Below are 18,590 nucleotides of genomic sequence, written 5' to 3'. Positions count from 1 at the left end.
GGTTTTGATTTTTGGTTTTATTCACTTTTTAACGACTTCACTGGGTTCATTAATGCTGCTTTAATGCTCTGAAAACTGATTGTAAACAAAGCGATTACAATGGAGATGGCCGCTGCGAATGCAAACACACCCCAGCTGATTTTAGTATGATAAGCAAAATCCTGCAACCAGCTGTCCATGGCATACCACGCTATGGGTGAAGCGATTACAATGGCGACGAGCACCAGTTTGAGGAAATCATTGGAAAGCATCACAACCAAACTGGTTACGGATGCGCCGAGCACTTTGCGAACGCCGATTTCTTTGGTCCGGATTTCGGCCATGAACATAGAAAGGCCGAGCAGACCCATGCACGAAATGAAGATGGCTATGCCTGAAAACACGCCGAACAGAAGCTGCTGTGTTTGTTCTGTTGCGTAAAGGATGCCAAACTTTTGGTCTAAAAATTCATATGTAAATGGTCGTTCGGGAAATTGTTTTTGCCAGACCGACTCGATGTGTGCCAATGCTTCTTTAACATTGCCTCCGGAAATGTGCACGGACATCCAGCCAAGCCGGTCCGTTTGCGCAAACATCGCAATGGGCGCGACCTTCTGATGCAGCGATTCGAAATGATAATCTTTGGTGACGCCCACAATTTGCCCGCGAATTTCGCCATAGCCGAAGCGAGCTCCCACTGCATCGGCCGGGTTTTTCCATCCAAGCAATTTTACTGCGGTTTCGTTTAAAATGAAACCATTGGTTTTGTCCGTCGAATAAGCCCTTGAAAAGTTTCTCCCTGCGGCCATTTCGATCTGATATGCCGGGATAAAGTCCTCGTCCACAGACAGTGACTTCACACCAATATCGGCAGGCGCCATTGAATCGCCTTTCATAACGTAAGCTTCCCAGGAGTCCAGCAGGCGTCCGGACGGAATGCGCGATGAGCGGCCAACTTCCACAATGCTGCTGCTGGCTTTCAATTGCTGCTTTAAGCTTTCGTAATTTACAGTGGAATCGCTGCCCGCACGCAACAGCACGATCTGATCTTTGGAATATCCCAACTTGTAATTCTTCACATATTTCATTTGACTATACACGACTGCCGTGCAGATTATGAGCACCACTGCAATCGCAAATTGCGTCACCACAAGTCCCTGACGCAGTTTTCCGTTTTTAAGCGCCGATGCAATGCGACCTTTGAACACGCTCAATGGCTGGAATGAGGTCATGAAAAACGCGGGATAACTTCCGGCAATCAGTCCGGTGAACAATGTGATTCCAAGCACAATGCAAAGGAAAACAGGATCAAGCAATGCGTTGAATGAGAGCTGCTTCTGGGTGAAATTATTTAGAACGGGAAGGCACAATACGATCAGAACCATCGCGAAAAATAAGGAGACGAACACAAGCAAAATGGATTCACTCAAAAACTGGCGGACGAGCTGATGCCTGACCGCGCCGATCACTTTGCGCATGCCCACTTCTTTCGCCCGCGTTGCAGATCTCGCAGTGGCGAGGTTCATGTAATTAATGCATGCAATGATTAAAATGAAAATTGCGATGGCTGAAAAAAGATAAACATATTGAATGTCACCATTCGCTTCAATCTCCGAATCCAGGTGGGATTTCAAGTGGATATCGGTCAACTTGGTCAGATTCAGGACGGAATAGGTCGATGCTTTGGGATCGACGTGGCGGTTTTGAAATGCAGGAAATGCTTTTACAAGCTTTTGCGGATCATAATTTTTGGGCAAAAGCAAAAAGGTCGAAAATGAATTGTTGCCCCAATTGCTTCTCAGTCCTTCTGCGCCATATACGCGGTCGTCATTTAAGGTTGAAAACGAAATCAGCGCCTGTGGATGAAAGTGTGATTGCGAAGGAAGCGGCTCAAAAACGCCTGTTACTGTGCAATTAAACTGGTTTTCGAGTCGGATAATCTTCCCAATAGGATTTTCTTTTCCAAAATATTTCTCCGCCATTGGTCTGGAAAACATGACCGAAAACGGATTTTCCAACGCCTTATCCGGATTCCCCTGCGTCACTTTGAAAGAGAAAACTTTGAAAATGTTGGGCTCGGCAGTGAAAACATTTTCCTCATTATAAACATTTTCACCGTATTGCATTAATCCGCCAAATTCCAGCAAACGCACAACCTGCTCCACTTCGGGGAAATCCTGCTTAACCAGCGGGCCAAAGGGCGGAGCCGCGTGTCCGAGGCGGAGTGATTCGGTTCCGTCTTTGGAAAGGAATGTCCGGTTGAGCCGGTAAATCCGGTCTGCATTGGCATGATAACGGTCGTAGCTCAACTCATCTTTGACATAAAGCGACAATAGCAGAAAACAAGCCAAACCAATGGCCACGCCTGAAATATTGATGAAGCTGAATGTCTTATGTTTCAGTAAATTTCTAAGCGCTATTTTAATATAGTTTCGGAACATGGCTATTGGGAATTACGGGATTTTGCTACAATAACAAATTTATGCCATCGATTTAACGCATTGAAAATCAATACATTGAATCGATGAAAAGCGTCCGATAATGGACAGTGAATGTTCGCAAATCAGTTTTGAACGTCGTCGTTCCTGATGCTTCGCTTGTTCTTTTTGATGGCCTCTTTTAAGCGCCCGAATTTGTAATTCAAGCTCAGGTTAAAGTAGCGGAAATAGTCTCTGCGGTCATTGAAATATGTAAAATTGGGGCCGGATGTTTCGGTGTGATTATTTCTGAATTTGGTAAAAGGATTATTGACCGCGGCTGAAAATGAAAGTTTGTCTTTAAAAACATCCTTACTAACGCTGAATGAAGGACTGACCATTGAATTGGATGTTCCTTGAAGGTTTACACTCGGGCCCATTGCAACCAGATTCGCATTGACCCGCCAGTCATTTTCAAACTTGTAACCTGTTGATCCTGAAATTTGATACATGATTCCGCTGTTGGTTATTTCGGCTCCATTTACAATGCCTGTCACCTTTCCGTGTGCAATGCGCATGTTCGCGCTGAAATTCCACTTCTTTGTAATTGGATAGTTCAGGTTCAGGTTTCCGTTGATGAGCCTGGCGTGACCGGTGTTTCCAAAAGAAGTCCGGGTAATTTCCGTCTCCGGATTGTAAACCGCCACAGCAAAAATCAAATCTTTAAACTGCGTTAATCCCACGCCCACATTGAGTGACGCCTTTTTAGATTTGCTATATCCCAATTGCAGATCGTGCACAAATGCAGGACGCAGTCCAGGGTTTCCAGTTCGCTCAAAGCTTGGATTGGTGCGGTCGATAAATGGGTTGAGCTGGTAAATGCCGGGGCGTTGAATGCGTTGCGTGTAACCAAAGTTAATGCCGGCGTTATCTTTCAACTTTCTGTTGACCGAAACCGACGGAATGACGTTGAAATAGTTTTGCTTGACTTTGGAATCCGTGGAAATAAAGTCCGCATTAATGATCGTTTGCTCGACTCTTGCGCCAGCCTTGACGCCCCAGTTTTTAAAATTATATTGATATGTGTTGTAAGCGCCAAAAACATTTTGCGTGTTGTTAAACTTGTTGCTCATGCCTGGATCAATCTCAAAAGTCTTGGTTTCAGCGTCATATGAGCTGTATTGAAAGTCGCTTTTATTGTCGCGCATAATGCCTTTCAAGCCGGCCTCAATGTTGAGTTTTTTGATTGGATACACGTAATCCACCTGAAAAGTCTGCTCAGAAAAGCTCTGATCGTTGATCTGTCGGTAATCCGGCGTGTCGTAGTTGACCCGTTCCGAAATCACTAAGTTGCTGTTTTGCTTGTTATTGAAACCATAATAGCGGTAGGAAAAAGTCAGCAACCTGTTTTTGTCCGCTTTAAAACCCTTCTGATAGTTTAATGCCGCATCCATTCCATCGCCCCGACCTACATTGCTGTTTTTCACAGTATAACCTTCAATAATCTCATTTCCGGCGTTAATTATGGAAGTTTGCGTTCCAGATCCATCTGACTTGCTGCCGTTGAAATTCACTTGTCCGCTCAGCAAGTTTAGGCTGTCCACCTCGTAAGTGAGTTCATAGCCAATGTATCCATTTTTGTTGCCGGACTTTGCATAACTTTCCTGAAAAAGCTCCGATGGGTCCGCTCCAACGGCAATCCGGCTCGCCCGGCTGCGCGTGGATGGCGTATTATACTGACTTCCGCCTGCCAACGCGGTCATGCCAAACTTGCCCAGCTTGGCAGAAAATGTGCCGCCAAAACCCGGACCGCCGATCGGGAAACGCTCGTTGACATTGAGCGTTCCACTGTAACCATTATCCACACTTTTATTGGTAATAATGTTGATGATCCCGGCCAGTCCTTCGGCATCATATTTGGCTGGCGGCGTCGTAATGACCTCAATCCGCAAAATAGAGGAAGCGGGCATGCTCCTTAAAACTTCCTTGTAACTCCGCTCCACCATGCTTGATGGCTTTCCATTAATCAGGATCTTAAAATCGGAATTGCCTTTTAAATAAATGTTTTCGTCGCCGTCCACAGCCAGGAAAGGCACTTTGCGCATCATTTCGAGCACGCTGTAAACTTTGTTTTCCGGGTCGGCCTGCATATCGTAAGTGATTCGGTCGATTTCCTGTTTTACAATTGGTTTAATGGTGGTCACAGTCACTTCTTTCAAGCCAATCACTGTGGAATTAAGGTCAATTTTGCCGAGGTCAACTGCGTTTTTTATGCTGTCGGAAAGATCTGCTGCAATGGTTTTGGTCTTATAACCCACCCCAACGATCACGACGGAATATTTGGATGGCCTCAACTTTTGAAAAGAAAACGATCCGTCTGTTTTGGTAAAATCGGCTTTAATCGCCTTGTCTCCTTCCATTAAGTTGACGGTGATAAAATCCAGCGGCTTCTGGTTCGTCGAATCTCTTATGACACCCGTGATGGCGCCGCCGGAAACAGCCGACTGTCCGCGGGAAACTGTGCAGAGCAGTCCGGAGATCAGCATTGCGATTAAGAATAGGAATAATGATTTCATGGCTAATAAATTTTTGATGGCTAATAGATTTCAAAAGGCATAGAAATTCCAGCAAGAGTTTTTACTCTTTTCAATTTTTATGGCATTTAATGAACTAGAATTTTGCTATCCTACGCTGTCACGCACGTTATTTAAGACAACGTATCAAAGGTATTGAAAGGTACTTTGCGATGCAAGGTACTATGCTAAATTATTTTTCTTTTTGGTCAAATGCTGCTCAATAATGAAGTTCAGGATAAGGCTGATGCCACCAAAGAGGAAGGTCATGGACAAATAAGCAGTGCCTTTATTGAAATTGTATTGATCTTCGAGCACGTTTCCGAGTAAAATGCCGAGCGCAATACCTACAAACAGCATCCCGAATTTCAATGTCGGATAACCAGAGAAATGTTCGTCCCGGAACAGAGAAGCATTTGCGCCTTTCTCGATGAGGGCTATACGTTCGCGGTGGCGTGTCATTAAAAAGACGTAGATTATTCCAAAGATTCCGGCAAAAGCGCCGAGCGATATAAAAAGGCCGTTCATGATCTTGAATTTAAAAGTGATGTGATTTTCGTCCATTGGACAGCATTGCGTGTTGGTTGGTTACAGATTTCGTCAAAAAATATTTTAAGAGAATTTTCAGAAAAGCTGTAACCGAAAATCACCTTATGAAGTCTTATGACAAGACACGCAGCCGAAATGCATGAAAAATCCAGGAGAACAGGTCCATATTGATAATGTAAAAAAAGGAGACCTGGCTTCCTTCGCATTTCTCGTTGACAAGTATAAAAATATGGCTTACACCATTGCCGTGAAGATTTTGGGCAATGCCGAGGACGCGGAAGATGTGGCGCAAGAGAGTTTTGTGAAGGCTTATTTGCAAATCAATGCGTTTGAGGGCAAATCAAAATTTTCAACCTGGCTTTACACCATTGTTTACCGCACCTCAATTTCCAAATTGCAACAGGATAAATTTCGTTTTTTGCCTATTGATGAAGAACTTACAAAAAATTACGACTATGATTATGCTGTTCCGCAAATGGAACAATTGCAGGCGGCCGAGCGGGAGAAATTCGTGAAAGAGGCCATTGGAAAACTTCCAAAAACGCAATCGCTACTGATCACGTTGTATTACATGAATGAAAATTCGATTGAAGAAATTGAACAAATCACAGGCTTATCCGCCTCGAACATTAAGGTTAAGCTGTTCAGGGCCAGGAAAATATTAGGAAAAGAGTTGCAGTTCTTGTTGTAAAGCATAATATGGAAATGGAGCATCATAACGAACAAAATTTCAAAAAACTTTTGCAATCAAGCGGCACTGAGCAGCCTGAGAAACAGTTTACTGAAATTGTTATGCAAAAGTTGAACATTGAATTGCAGCGTGCTGCGTCGGAGGAAGCTGCTTTGCGGATGCTATTAACGGGCGCAATTGTCGAAAGACCGTCCGCAGCATTCACGAACAACGTTTTAAGCGCATTACGTCCAGTTCCAGCCATTGTTTACAAACCGATTATCTCAAAAACAGCGTGGTTATGGATCGCCGCATCGGTGATATTGGTTGTTGTGCTTTCGTTTTTAATCCCTGCCGACTCCGCGCAGCAAACATCTGGTCTGCTATTATCTGTTAACAAGGCGGCAGGTTCGACTTACATAATTTCGGATAAACTGAGTAGTCTGCCCGAACTTTACGCCTTGGCAATCATTGGATTAAGTTCACTAATGTTGTTCGATTATTTCATCCGGGCACAAGCAAAAAAACTTTCCAGATCCTGACGACCTGGAAAGTTTGACGATTTGTTATCCTCTGCGATTATAACGTTTGTTGTCGAAACGGTTGCCATTTTGGTAGGCGAATAACCGATCGCGTTGCGCTGGCGTCAAGATTGAAATAATGTCTTGCTGTTTCGCTCTTTCCAGCTTTTGAACACTCTGAACGTTGCCATATCTTCTGTTAGACATCAGCTGGTCATAGTGGTTTTCAATTTGCTTGATCTTGTTTTCCTGCTTGCGCGAAAGTTTCACAATGGCATCCAGCTGATTGATCCGTAATTCCTCGTAATTGTTGTCGGCCCGGGAGTTATTGATTGCTGGAACTTCGTGACGGTTGTAACGTTGCGCGAAGCTGTTTCCTACTGTCAATGTTACTATTGTTGCGATTGCTAAGATGGTCTTTTTCATGGTTTCTATTTATTAAATTGTTTGTTTATATAGGTTAGAGGCCCTTTTTCAACAAACGTTTAACGCACCAGAAACCCAATCTGCCAACAAGGACAGTTAACCTACGAACTCGATATCGGCACCGACGAATGGCTTTTTTATTATTAATGATCAACGTTGTTTCGGTCCTGAATTTTAACAGTAAAAAGATTCTAAACTGTTATATTTGACTATCAAAAACTGACAACCATTCCAATGTTAACCGCTGTAAAAGGAATATTCGAGAACGGGAAAGTTACTTTAACGGAAAAACCACCGGTAAGTAAGCGCATGGAAGTGATCGTCACATTCATGGACGAAACGCCAAAACCTTTGAAAAAACGCAAAGCAGGCATTGTGACTGGAAAATTTAAAATGTCTGACGACTTTGATGAACCTCTCGATGATCTAGAAGAATATATATAAATGAAATATTTGCTTGACACACACTCATTAATCTGGTTTCTTGAAAATAACCCCAAACTTTCTCCCGCTGCAAAAGCAATCATTGAAGATCTCGAAAATGACATTTTTGTTAGCATTGCGAGCTGGCTCGAAATTTCTGTGAAGGTCACGGTTGGCAAACTCGAACTGCCAGATTCGCTTTCAAGAATAATCTCGCGTGCAGCCTCAATACAAATCAAGCCGATCGGACTTCTTGAATCTCACATTATCGCATATCAAGATTTGCCCTTTTTTGTGGAGCATCGCGATCCATTTGATCGAATCATTGTCGTCACAGCAATTGCTGAGAACCTCGCAATAATCACTTCCGATCCGAAATTTAAATTATACCAGGACAATGTTGCCCTGGTATGGTAAGACATTGATCATTCACTCCTAAGCGACTTCACTGGGTTCATTAATGCTGCTTTGATCGCCTGGAAACTGACTGTCATTAATGTGATAATGATGGCTGTGGCGGCTGAAACTGCGAAAACTACCCAGCTGAGCTCAATGTGATATTCGTATTTATCGAGCCAGTCACTCAGGAAATATAATGCGATGGGCGATGCGATGACGCACGACAGAACTACGAGATAGATAAATTCTTTGGATAACAGTGCCCACATCTGCGCAACACTTGCGCCCAGTGCCTTACGGATCCCGATTTCCTTGGTTCTTTGCTCGGCCGTGTAAGCGGCCAATCCGAATAAGCCGAGGCAAGATATAAACACAGCAAGCACGGCAAATACACGCGCAAGCTTTCCTATTCGCTCTTCTGCACGGAATTTTGCTTCATATTGCTCATCTGCAAATTTGAATTCGAATGGCGAATCCGGATCGTGTTTTCGGAAAATGGCCTCTACTTTTTTCAACGACTTGTCGATAGGCGCTCCCGGAAGCAATTTGATGTTTACAAGATTTGCCCATTCGTAATCCATCAAAAATATCGAAGGAACGGCCGGCTCGTAAGGCGATTGCATCACCATGTCTTTAATTACACCCACAACCTGCCGCGGCTTGCCATTATAACGTATCGTTTTGCCGACAATGTCCTTAATGCCAGTCAATTTAACTGCCGATTCATTCAAGATAAACGCGGCGGTGTCGGTTGAGAATGCTCTCGAAAAATCGCGGCCATCAATGATTTTCCAGCCAATGGTTTTACCAAAATCATGCGTGCAGGCAATGATCCCGAACAATGGCATCGAGCCTGCTTCCATCCCCTCCCACTCAAAACCGATCTGATTTGAATTAATGCTGGTCGTCGGACTGGACGATTCGCTCATTTCATAAACTGCTCCCGATTTCAACAAATCATCACGCAACGGATAATATTTACCATACAAATTGGGTGAAATGTCGATTTGCAACAGCCCTTGTCTGTCATAACCAACGGGACGGTTTTTTGCATGCTGGATTTGCTGGAAAACGATTATTGTGCCGATAATCAGCGTAATAGAAACCGTAAACTGCATAACCACCATCACTTTTCGAGGCACGGCGGACCATTTCCCAACTTTAAAAGTCCCTTTGAGAACCGAAAGCGGGTTGAATGATGAAAGATAAAATGCAGGATAACTGCCGGATATAAGTCCTGTAAACAATGAGAAAACCAATAGCAGCGCCCAAAATTGAATGTATTGCCAAGGGAAGCTTACATGCTTGCCAGAAAGATCGTTGAACGCTGGCAGTGAGGCCAATACAATCAGCAACGCAAGAATTAATGCAAAAGAAACGACCAAAAACGACTCGCTAAGAAATTGAAAGATCAGCTGATTGCGCAATGATCCGATTGCCTTGCGAATGCCCACTTCTTTCGCGCGTTTTTCCGAGCGGGCGGTGCTCAAATTCATGAAATTAATGCAGGCCAGCAACAAAACGAAAATGCCGATAATGCTAAACAACCACACGAACTGAATGCCTCCGCCAACATTTTTCCCATCTTTAAAATCGGAATATAAATGCCAGCGGCTCATAGGATGCAGAAAATATTGCGGCTTGTCTGTTTTGGAAAATGCATGCGGCATTTCAACATCGCGAATTTTCAATGACACTTTTTCAATATCCGCATGATCCGCAACCTGCGCATAAAACTGGAATGAGTGGTTCCCCCACTGTGTTTGCGCTTCCTTAACCCAATTTTCGGCAAGCAGATAATCATTCCAGGTGAGCAAAAGATTTAAATCGTTAAATTCTGAATTGAAAGGAATGTCTTCATAAACGCCAGTCACTTTCACATTCTTTTTGATGTCCAGTTTCAGCGTTTTGTTCAAAGGGTCTTCCTTGCCAAACAGCGCTTTTGCCACCGACTCCGAAATCACAACCGAGCCAGGGTCTTTCAATGCCGTTTTCAAATCCCCTCGCAGCATTTTCAGGGAAAGCATTTCCGGAAATGCCGGTTGAGCCCACATTCCGTTCTTGTTGATCTTTTTGTCACCATTGGTCAGCAAGTGCCCAAAATTCCAGGACGCCATCGACGTGTTTTTGAAATCAGCTGCATATTTATTCGCCATTTCTGCAACTGCCGGAAGTGAAACGGCCCTCCCGCTGCCCGTCTGCCCGTTGAATGTCTGGCTTATGTATGCCTGCGTAAGCCGGTCATAGTTTTTGTGATATTTGTTAAATGACAGCTCATCCCAAACCCAGAGGCCGATCAGAATAGCAACGGCAATTCCTACCGCCAATCCGGCAATGTTGATAAAAGAGTAAATCTTGTTTTTTAGGAGGTTGCGGAATGCGATTGTAAAATAATTCTTGATCATGGGTTTACGCTTTTAGGTTTGAAGGATCACTCGCTTCTTAAAGATGTAACTGGGTTGACAAAAGCTGCTTTGATGCTCTGAAAACTTATCGTAATCAATGCGATAATGACCGCTCCGACGCCTGCGACAACATAAAGCCAGCCGCTAACTTGCACTCTGTAAGTGAAATCCTGCAACCATCCGTTCATAATATACCACGCAATGGGCGAAGCGATGACAAGCGCAATGACGACAAGCTTAATGAAATCGACGGAAAATAAGCTGAAAATATTGAATGCCGATGCTCCCACTGCCTTCCTGATGCCCATTTCCTTCGTCCGCGACTCGGCCATGAATGCGACAACGCCGTATAAACCAAGGCAGCCAATGAAGATCGCAATGCCCGTCAGGATTTTGAACAAATCGAAAAGCTTTTCTTCTTTTTCGTAAAAGCTGCTCAATGTCTGATCCAGGAAAGTGTATTTGAATAAATAATCGGGAAAAGTTGCTGACCAAACCTTTTCAATGCGTTCAATTTGCCCTGGATCTGAACTGGCCGCCAGCTTGATGCCTAGCGTTCCGTAATTCCCGCGCTCAGTGGTGAGCACACAAGGAATGATCTCACGATGCAGACTATATGTATTGAAGTTTTTGACCACACCGACGATGGGCAGCTTGAAATTCGATCCACCTATTGTCAGTCGCTTGCCAATGATATCAGCATTATTTTTAAAGCCCAATTTTTTAACAAAAGCTTCATTGACTACGAATTCGCGCATGGTGTCAGCAGGCAAATACATTCGTCCTGCCGCCATTTCGAGTCCATAAGTGCGCACATAAGCCGTGTCCGCCGGTCTCATGACTATTTCAAAATCGAGAAACTCCTCGTCGTTCTCAAACTTGAACACCGTCTGCCAGTTGCTTCGCGACATAGGCGTAAAGGCGCTGAAACTCATGGATTTGATGCCTGGCTCATTCTCTAATTTGGCATACAAACCTTCCAGAACGCCTGCATCCTGCGAAGGAATGGGCATACTAATGATTTCATCCTTTTGAAAGCCCAGATCAATCGTCCGGAAATATTTCATCTGGCTATACGCAATCAAAGTCCCTATGAGGACGATTTGAGAAATAGTAAATTGCAAAACGATCAGTCCAGAGCGCAAACTTGCCTGTCCGCGCCCTGCATTACGCATTTTTCCTTTCAAGGCAAGGATCGGCTGATAACCTGAAACGACCATTGCGGGATAGAAACCGGCAAGTAAAGTTGTGATAACCGTGAGGCCCGCAAGGAACATTAAGATGGAAATGTCTTTCACAAAAACAACGCCATCAGCCTTGATATTCAGTGTGTTTGCGACGCTCGACAAAGTGATTTGCGCCACAATTAGAGCCAAAATGACGGAAATCAATGTGATAATTGCAGTCTCAGAAAAATACTGTCTGAGCAATTGTCCTCGTGTGCTGCCGAGCACCTTGCGCACGCCCACTTCCCTTGCTCGACGGAGCGCCTGCGCCGTTGCCAGGTTGATAAAGTTGACACAAGCTGTGATCAGGATAAATAATCCAACCAACGCCATTGCCCAAATCATGCCTTTGCTGATGGTCCGGCCAGCGTAATTAGAAGTTTTTGTACTGAAATGCATATCATTAACCGGCTCTAAAACAAGCGCTTCCTCTGCCGCATCTTTTGGCTCGCGGTATTTTTTAATGAAAGAAACGAATCGCTCCTCCATTTTTTCTTCACTGACCGATTCTGGCAACTTCAAATATATCTGGCCGCCGCCGTATGTGCTGGCCCAATCATCCCAGTTCGTAAACGCGCCATAATCTTTCAACGAAGCGAAGGACAACATGGTCAGGAACGGGAAATTTGTCGTCGCCGGCGGGTCTCTTACAATTCCGGTCACAATGAAGGTTTTGTGGTTGTTGACCAGAATGGTTTTACCCATTGCATTTGCATTGCCAAAATACTTTCGCGCCTGACTTTCAGCCAGCACCACGCTGCCCGGATTGTTTAAAGAAGTAGCAGGTGAGCCCTTAACCCATTCATAATCAAACAGGTTAAAATATTGCGGGTCAATGAACGAAACGGAATTGCTCTGCTCGGAATGCTTTTTACGGCCCGGCCCCTCGCCAATCGTGATCAATGCCTCACGCAGCGCATAAGTGCAAGTGATCTGATTTTTCAATTCAGGAAAATCATTGCGCAGCGCTGCGAGCGCGGGCAATGGCATGCCCGTCATGTAACCATTGTCACCATTCTTTTTCGCATGTTTCAAGATCCGATAATCCTGTTCGATATGTCGGTGATGCTGATCAAAACTAAGCTCATAGCGCACCGTAAAAAAAATCAGCAAACAACAAGCAAGCCCCAACGTGAGGCCCGTAATGTTGATCAACGTAAAATTCCAATTGCGCCTCAGATTCCTGAGCGATGTAATGAGATAGTTCTTGATCATGGCTGGGTTTTGGTTGGCGTTATGAAAAAACTCTTTCACTCACTCCTAAGCGACTTTACTGGGTTCATTAATGCGGCTTTTATGCTTTGGAAGCTGACGGTTGCTACGGCCACAAGGACTGCGGCGAGGCCGACCAAGACGAAAATCATGGGGTTAATTTCGATGCGGTAAGCGTAGTTATCCAGCCATTTTTGCATTAAGAACCAGGCTAGTGGCGTTGCGATGACGATGGCAATGAGCACCAGTTTTACGAAGTCTTTTGATAAAACAAAAACAAGACTTGAAATGCTGGCACCCAACACTTTACGGACGCCAATTTCCTTCGTTCGCTGCTCCATGACGATCAATGCAATGGCAAACAATCCGAGACAAGAGAGAACGATCGCTACGCCGGAAGCAAGGCTGAACACATTTGACAAATGCCCTTCCTCCCGATACCAGGAATCGGTGTTTTCATCAAGAAAAGATCCGGTAAATTCGGTTTCAGGCGCCACTTGTTTCCATAACGCCTTCAATTTATCCATTGAAACACTCAAACTTTGCGGTGTCACCCGCACAAAAATATAGCTGACCGACTCGGAACCACCTAAGTGCATTGTGATTGGCTTCTTCTCATTTTTGGATGAATACAAGTTGAAATCAGGCACGAGTCCGATGATCTGATATTTCACGCCCGCTGTATCCGTCTGAAAAAACTTACCAACTGGCTCGTCTTCCGATATCGCTTTTGCCATGCTTTCGGTGATGATCACCCTGTCCAAAGAATCGCTTGGGTAAGCGGGATTAAACTCCCGGCCAGCAAGCAACTTAATGTTCAATGTTTTCAAATAATCATAATCAACTGAAAGCCAGTCCGTAGAAACTTCCTTTTCTTTGAAATTGAAACCAATGACGCTTCTGGAAGAGCTCCTGTCCGCTCCGACGCCCAGGTTAACGGCGCTTCCTGAAATGCCAACTACGGTTGGATCTCCTGCCAGCTCATTGCGCATGCGTTGCAGCACTTTTTTACCATTAATTTTATTGCCTACCGGAATGCTGATGACTTCCTCTTTCTGGAAACCCAAGGGCTGCGTGCGCAAATGATCGACTTGCTGAATGGCAATAACTGTGCAGCAAATCAACAAGCTCGATAACGTGAACTGCGCCACAATGAGTGAGTTACGCAGCACACCGGGCTTTTTCAAAGTAACCCGTCCTTTCAACACTTCCACTGCATTGAACTTCGACATTTGCCATGCCGGATAGCCGCCGGCAATGAGCGTTACCAGGATAAACAACCCAAAAAGCAAGGCTATTTTATCCGGCTCGAACATGTATTGCAAGCTCAATTTTGTTTGGAAAGTCGCATTGAATGCGGGCAAAAGCAGGATGGCTAAAATTACGCCGGTGAGAAATCCGAAGAAGCATATGAACGAAGCTTCACCCCAGATTTGAAGAAAAAGCTGATTTTTGAGCGCTCCAAGTGATTTGCGAACGCCCACCTCGCGGGCACGAATGAATGACCGCGCAACATTCAGGTTGATGAAATTAATGCAGGCAATGAGCAAGATAAAAAAGCCAATGCCCATCAATGCATAAATCAGCGCCAAAGGTGCCGCTCCACCGCCAGAAAGCTGTTTGTCGAAATGCAGGTCTGCAAGATTTTTAAATCTTACGGCAAAAATATCGCCGCGCTCATCAGGCTTGGCGCCTTTCTTAGTTAGACTTTCAATGCTCTCACTAAAATATTTTTTCGCAAATGGCTTTAAACGGTTTTCAAGCGCCGCCTGGTCAGCATTCGGAGCTAATTTTACAAAAACGACATGTGAATGCGCATCCCACTGCTCCTTCGAGCGGCCATATTCCGCAGCATTTTCGGTCCTTACGAATGCATCATATTTGATTGTGGAATTATCGGGAAAGTCTTGCAAAACACCCGTTACGACATATTCCTTGCGGTTTTGATCGAGCCCGACCATTACAGACTTGCCCATCGGATCTTCTGTGCCGAAAATCGCTTTGGCCATATTCTCGCTGATCACAATACTGCTCAGGTCACGCAACGCTGTTTCGGTGCTGCCTTTTAACAATGGGAATGTGAAGATTTTGAAAAAATCGGGATCAATGTATTTAATCTGTTTGTCAAAATATTTCCCCTTGTATTCCAGCACATCGCTCCCGTTTACAATGCGGGTAATGTGTTCAATTTCAGGAAATTCTGCTTTTAGCGCTGGTGTAATCGGAAAAGGCATCGAGCTGGAAGCCTGTGCTCTTTCAGGATCATTGGAGAAGAAATAAGTTTGAAAAACCCGCTCTTTGTCCTTGTGAAAATTGTCAAAAGAAAACTGGAAATATGCTGTTAAAAACAGAAATGCGCTGATGCAAAACGCTACCGAAAGTCCGGCAATATTGATGAATGCATCACCCTTGCTCTTCCAAAGGTTACGAAACGCGATTTTAAGATAGTTTTTAAACATTTTTTTATGGCTAAGATCGTTGGACTTCCCTATTCACTTTTTAAAGATTTTACCGGATTGGTCACCGCCGCCTTGATCGCTTGCGTACTAACCGTTATCATCGCGATAATTACTGCAAGCGCACCTGCCAGCACAAACATCCACCATTGAATGCTGATTTTATAAGCAAAATCCTGCAACCATTGATTCATCACATACCAAGTCAGCGGCGTGGCTATGACAATGGAAACGATAACGAGTTTGATAAAATCGCCTGACAAAAGGCCCACAATGCTGCCCACAGAGGCGCCTAACACTTTTCTAACACCAATTTCTTTGATCCGCTGCTGTGCCGCAAACGTGGCCAGACCAAACAAACCAAGACAGGAAATAAGGATAGAAATAACCGTAAATGCCTTCACAATCCGCGATGTGCGCGCATCGGAAGCATAATTGCTCTGAAAATCTTCATTTAAAAAGGTGTAGGAAAATGGTTCACCCGGCACCAGCGACTTCCATTTGGATTCAATAAATGGTAGCACGTTGCTTACGTCATTGGAACCGACGTGCGCAATAATGTAATTGTAGTCTGTGTTTTCTTTAAGAAAAAAGGCATAAGGTTCAATAATCTTATGCAAATCCTGGAAGTGGAAATCCTTCACAACACCAACGATTTCGAGCGATGCAACGCGGTTTTCACCCACATCATAGTTCAAATGCTGCCCTACCGCCTTTTCGACAGGAATAGAGAATTTGCGCAATGTGGCCTCATTCACAACGATTTTGCTAATCGTATCACCAGGAAACGCCGCTGAAAACATCCGACCGGCGACCACTTGAAAACCCATTGCTTGCATAAAATCAGGCGCAACCCAATTGGTTTTGACAAGTTTATCCTTATCAACGCTTTCCCCGGGCAAAAAAACCGCCATATCACTCGGGTTCACGATCCCCGGATAATAGCTCGTTCCTGATGCAGCGGTGATCTGATTATTTTGCAGCAACTCGTTACGCAGGGCAGTATACGCTTTACGCGATTCCTCGCTTCGGAACGGAATGACGATTTGCTGATCCTTTGTAAAACCAAGCGGCTGCTCCTGCATAAACTTGATCTGACCCTGAATAACCATCGTCGCCACAACCAGCCCGATTGAAATTACAAATTGAAATACAACGAGTCCCCTGCGTAAAGCCGTCGCTGAAACCGAATTAGCAAATCGGCCTTTGATGACGTCCAGCGGATTGAAAACGGAGAGATAAAATGCGGGATAACTTCCTGCCAGCAGGCCTGTTACAACTGCAAGCAGAATGAATGAAGCAATGATATTAGGTTTGAAAAGCTCTGAAATTTGCAGCGACTTATCGGCCAATTGATTAAACATTGGTAAAAACAAAACCACGAAACCTGTCGCGATGACCAATGCAAGGAATGTCAGCACCATTGATTCTCCCAGGAACTGACCGATCAGGCCGCTTTTGCCCGCTCCCATGACTTTGCGCATTCCCACTTCGGCCGCGCGTTTGGCAGAGCGCGCAGTGGCGAGGTTCATGAAATTAATGCAAGCTATTAACAGTGTGAAAACGGCAATTGAAGCAAGGACATAAAGATAAGTCGTGCTTGTTGTGGGCGTTACGATGCTGTCAATTTTGTTAAAAAGGTGAATGTCCTTCACCGGCAACAATGCAAGTTTCTTTTCAAAACCCGCCAGGCGCAAATCGTTGCGGGCATATTTCTCAATAAAAGAAGGAAGTTTCTGGCTGAATTTTTCTGCGCTTGTGCCCGGTTTCAGGCGCAGATAATGATAAAACATGTTGTTACTCGTGAAATTCAAATCCGACTGGCGCAAATATTCGCCCACCCAGCCAGCGCGAAGCGAAACAAAATAATCGGCATCAATGTGTGACTTTGCACTTTGATCTTTGAAAACACCTGTTACCTTAAAATTCTCATTGTTGCCCGTCTTCCCGCCAATGCGGATGGTCTGGTTCAATGCGGATTGTTGCCCAAATAGTTTTTGAGCGATTTCTTCGGAAACGACAATTGAATGAGGGTCATTGAGTGCGGATTTTTTATCGCCTTCAACGAAGTCATATGTAAACACATCGAAGAACGTTGAATCCACGTGCGTTCCTTTGCCCTCGTAATAAGACTTTTCGCCTTCACCGGGCTTATTTATAGTGAAAAGCGTTCTGTTTTCAAGAAAATTTTGCCAGAGCCTTGTTACTTGCACAACCTCCGGAAATTCCATTTTCATGGTTTGCGCATAAGGAGCGGGACCGCGCGGATTGTCCATTTTATCACCGCTAGACTGGATGTTTTCGCTCCGCAAGAGATAGAGATCATCAATGTGCTCGTGCTGCCGATCGAAGGAGATCTCGCTTAGAATGTACAACAGCAACAACATGCAGCAAGTCATCCCAACGGACAACCCGAAAACATTAATGGCGGAAAACAGCTTGCTTTTAAGCACGTTCCGCCATGCAATTTTTAAATAGTTCTGAATCATGGCTGATGTGGCTAATCCGACAGCGCCCGTCCTGGACGCGGTCATCTTCAAGGAAATTTTTATTTTATGGCTAATAGACAGCATTGCCTATTGAATAATTATACCAACAGCCCCCGAAGAGCCCTACATTGCTGACTATCAATGCGATAAGGCGCCCCACAACCCAAAAAAGTGTCCGCTTTCGGACACTTTTGTTCGGTATTGGACTGGGAAAAGTTTTTAGTTACTCATGGCCTTAATGGAAGAATCCGCACTTTCGATTTTTGCTCATATAGCGTCACCAAGCTTCCTTCTTCCAAATACACTGCATACTGGCGCAAACATTGGACAACTGTGTCGCCGATCACATTGGGCAACAAACTGTGACTTCTAATCTGAAAAACGCTTGGTGCTTTTGTATTTGTAGCTGCCAAAATTGAACCGAAATCAAGGTCATTTGTAAAAACCACGTAATGATTTGTTCTTGCGAACTCAAAAATCACTTCGTCGGGATCATTGGCTCTCCCAACGGCTGACCAATGAACTGCTTCAATACCTCTTTGAAAGAAAAATTCCGCCCAAAAAGGCGATAAGTTCATGTCAATCAAAATCTTCATGCGGCAAGAAACGGAACCTCAATCTCATCCGAACGCCAAGCCGCGTAAGATAATGCCTGTTTAATGTCGTCGGTTTCAATGTATGGATATGCGGCTATGATATCGCCAAAGGTGCTGCCTGATGCAACTAGACCGACCAAAGTTCCAACGGTAACCCGCATCCCTCGAATGCAAGGTTTGCCTCCCATTATATTCGGATCAAAAGTTATTCGGTCTAAGGTCATAGCTTTAATATTGTATTCCCAAAAT

The 18,590-nt window shown here is 44.5% G+C and carries 15 protein-coding genes; 4 read left to right on the top strand and 11 right to left on the bottom strand.

Going from position 1 to position 18,590, the window contains the following annotated elements; all coding sequences use genetic code 11:
* Positions 1-17: 17 nt before the first annotated feature.
* The 3 genes from LZG73_RS10065 to LZG73_RS10055 form a co-directional block, all read right to left on the bottom strand.
* Positions 18-2,420, bottom strand: a complete 2,403-nt coding sequence (locus tag LZG73_RS10065; RefSeq protein ID WP_233848385.1) for an ABC transporter permease — start codon at positions 2,418-2,420, stop codon at positions 18-20.
* A gap of 122 nt (positions 2,421-2,542) precedes the next feature.
* The gene (locus tag LZG73_RS10060; RefSeq protein ID WP_233848381.1) at positions 2,543-4,972 is read right to left on the bottom strand and encodes an outer membrane beta-barrel family protein; all 2,430 of its coding nucleotides are present in this window, start codon (positions 4,970-4,972) and stop codon (positions 2,543-2,545) included.
* Positions 4,973-5,152: 180 nt separating this feature from the next.
* Positions 5,153-5,533, bottom strand: coding sequence for a DUF6249 domain-containing protein (locus LZG73_RS10055; RefSeq protein WP_233848377.1), 381 nt, complete (start codon positions 5,531-5,533; stop codon positions 5,153-5,155).
* Between the two features lie 124 nt (positions 5,534-5,657).
* Here LZG73_RS10055 and LZG73_RS10050 point away from each other — a divergent pair, with 124 nt between their 5' ends.
* Positions 5,658-6,209, top strand: a complete 552-nt coding sequence (locus LZG73_RS10050; protein ID WP_233848376.1) for an RNA polymerase sigma factor — start codon at positions 5,658-5,660, stop codon at positions 6,207-6,209.
* Between the two features lie 14 nt (positions 6,210-6,223).
* Positions 6,224-6,730, top strand: a complete 507-nt coding sequence (locus LZG73_RS10045) for a hypothetical protein (RefSeq protein ID WP_233848375.1) — start codon at positions 6,224-6,226, stop codon at positions 6,728-6,730.
* A 24-nt stretch (positions 6,731-6,754) separates the two neighbouring features.
* Here the strand turns inward: LZG73_RS10045 and LZG73_RS10040 are convergent, their stop codons facing one another.
* Together LZG73_RS10040 and LZG73_RS10035 are read right to left on the bottom strand one after the other, a co-directional pair.
* Entirely contained in the window at positions 6,755-7,135 is a 381-nt protein-coding gene (locus LZG73_RS10040; RefSeq protein WP_233848374.1) for a hypothetical protein, read from the bottom strand.
* Between the two features lie 212 nt (positions 7,136-7,347).
* Complete coding sequence (locus LZG73_RS10035) at positions 7,348-7,509, bottom strand: hypothetical protein (RefSeq protein WP_233848651.1); 162 nt, start codon at positions 7,507-7,509, stop codon at positions 7,348-7,350.
* Here LZG73_RS10035 and LZG73_RS10030 point away from each other — a divergent pair.
* The gene (locus LZG73_RS10030) at positions 7,445-7,579 is read left to right on the top strand and encodes a DUF2281 domain-containing protein (RefSeq protein WP_310588410.1); all 135 of its coding nucleotides are present in this window, start codon (positions 7,445-7,447) and stop codon (positions 7,577-7,579) included. The genes LZG73_RS10035 and LZG73_RS10030 overlap by 65 nt on opposite strands.
* Positions 7,580-7,975 (top strand): type II toxin-antitoxin system VapC family toxin, encoded by a 396-nt coding sequence (locus tag LZG73_RS10025; protein ID WP_233848373.1) that lies wholly within the window; start codon positions 7,580-7,582, stop codon positions 7,973-7,975. It abuts the gene before it with no gap.
* Between the two features lie 8 nt (positions 7,976-7,983).
* On the opposite strand, the gene LZG73_RS10020 is transcribed toward LZG73_RS10025, so the two are convergent.
* The 6 genes from LZG73_RS10020 to LZG73_RS09995 all read right to left on the bottom strand — a co-directional run bounded on the left by LZG73_RS10020 (position 7,984) and on the right by LZG73_RS09995 (position 18,565).
* Entirely contained in the window at positions 7,984-10,362 is a 2,379-nt protein-coding gene (locus tag LZG73_RS10020; RefSeq protein ID WP_233848372.1) for an ABC transporter permease, read from the bottom strand.
* A gap of 26 nt (positions 10,363-10,388) precedes the next feature.
* Entirely contained in the window at positions 10,389-12,803 is a 2,415-nt protein-coding gene (locus tag LZG73_RS10015) for an ABC transporter permease (protein WP_233848365.1), read from the bottom strand.
* A gap of 35 nt (positions 12,804-12,838) precedes the next feature.
* Positions 12,839-15,259 (bottom strand): ABC transporter permease, encoded by a 2,421-nt coding sequence (locus tag LZG73_RS10010; protein WP_233848364.1) that lies wholly within the window; start codon positions 15,257-15,259, stop codon positions 12,839-12,841.
* A 29-nt stretch (positions 15,260-15,288) separates the two neighbouring features.
* Complete coding sequence (locus tag LZG73_RS10005; RefSeq protein WP_233848360.1) at positions 15,289-17,790, bottom strand: ABC transporter permease; 2,502 nt, start codon at positions 17,788-17,790, stop codon at positions 15,289-15,291.
* Positions 17,791-17,972: 182 nt separating this feature from the next.
* On the bottom strand, positions 17,973-18,341 hold the full coding sequence (locus LZG73_RS10000; protein ID WP_233848352.1) for a DUF5615 family PIN-like protein: 369 nt from the start codon (positions 18,339-18,341) through the stop codon (positions 17,973-17,975).
* A complete protein-coding gene (locus tag LZG73_RS09995) occupies positions 18,338-18,565 on the bottom strand; it encodes a DUF433 domain-containing protein (RefSeq protein WP_233848348.1) in 228 nt (75 codons plus the stop codon). Before LZG73_RS09995 ends, LZG73_RS10000 begins: the two co-directional genes overlap by 4 nt.
* Between the last annotated feature and the right edge of the window lie 25 nt (positions 18,566-18,590).

The sequence above is a fragment of the Dyadobacter sp. CY326 genome, assembly GCF_021390515.1.
In the GTDB taxonomy this organism is placed as follows: domain Bacteria; phylum Bacteroidota; class Bacteroidia; order Cytophagales; family Spirosomataceae; genus Dyadobacter.
Note: the sequence above shows the minus strand (reverse complement) of the source record. Positions and strands in the feature narration are given on the sequence as shown.

Bases quoted from the DNA above. Each gene is read 5' to 3' on its own strand.
- LZG73_RS10065 (WP_233848385.1), bottom strand. From the start codon at position 2,420: ATGTTCCGAAACTATATTAAAATAGCGCTTAGAAATTTACTGAAACAT.
- LZG73_RS10060 (WP_233848381.1), bottom strand. From the start codon at position 4,972: ATGAAATCATTATTCCTATTCTTAATCGCAATGCTGATCTCCGGACTG.
- LZG73_RS10055 (WP_233848377.1), bottom strand. From the start codon at position 5,533: ATGGACGAAAATCACATCACTTTTAAATTCAAGATCATGAACGGCCTT.
- LZG73_RS10050 (WP_233848376.1), top strand. From the start codon at position 5,658: ATGAAAAATCCAGGAGAACAGGTCCATATTGATAATGTAAAAAAAGGA.
- LZG73_RS10045 (WP_233848375.1), top strand. From the start codon at position 6,224: ATGGAGCATCATAACGAACAAAATTTCAAAAAACTTTTGCAATCAAGC.
- LZG73_RS10040 (WP_233848374.1), bottom strand. From the start codon at position 7,135: ATGAAAAAGACCATCTTAGCAATCGCAACAATAGTAACATTGACAGTA.
- LZG73_RS10030 (WP_310588410.1), top strand. From the start codon at position 7,445: ATGGAAGTGATCGTCACATTCATGGACGAAACGCCAAAACCTTTGAAA.
- LZG73_RS10035 (WP_233848651.1), bottom strand. From the start codon at position 7,509: ATGCCTGCTTTGCGTTTTTTCAAAGGTTTTGGCGTTTCGTCCATGAAT.
- LZG73_RS10025 (WP_233848373.1), top strand. From the start codon at position 7,580: ATGAAATATTTGCTTGACACACACTCATTAATCTGGTTTCTTGAAAAT.
- LZG73_RS10020 (WP_233848372.1), bottom strand. From the start codon at position 10,362: ATGATCAAGAATTATTTTACAATCGCATTCCGCAACCTCCTAAAAAAC.
- LZG73_RS10015 (WP_233848365.1), bottom strand. From the start codon at position 12,803: ATGATCAAGAACTATCTCATTACATCGCTCAGGAATCTGAGGCGCAAT.
- LZG73_RS10010 (WP_233848364.1), bottom strand. From the start codon at position 15,259: ATGTTTAAAAACTATCTTAAAATCGCGTTTCGTAACCTTTGGAAGAGC.
- LZG73_RS10005 (WP_233848360.1), bottom strand. From the start codon at position 17,790: ATGACCGCGTCCAGGACGGGCGCTGTCGGATTAGCCACATCAGCCATG.
- LZG73_RS10000 (WP_233848352.1), bottom strand. From the start codon at position 18,341: ATGAAGATTTTGATTGACATGAACTTATCGCCTTTTTGGGCGGAATTT.
- LZG73_RS09995 (WP_233848348.1), bottom strand. From the start codon at position 18,565: ATGACCTTAGACCGAATAACTTTTGATCCGAATATAATGGGAGGCAAA.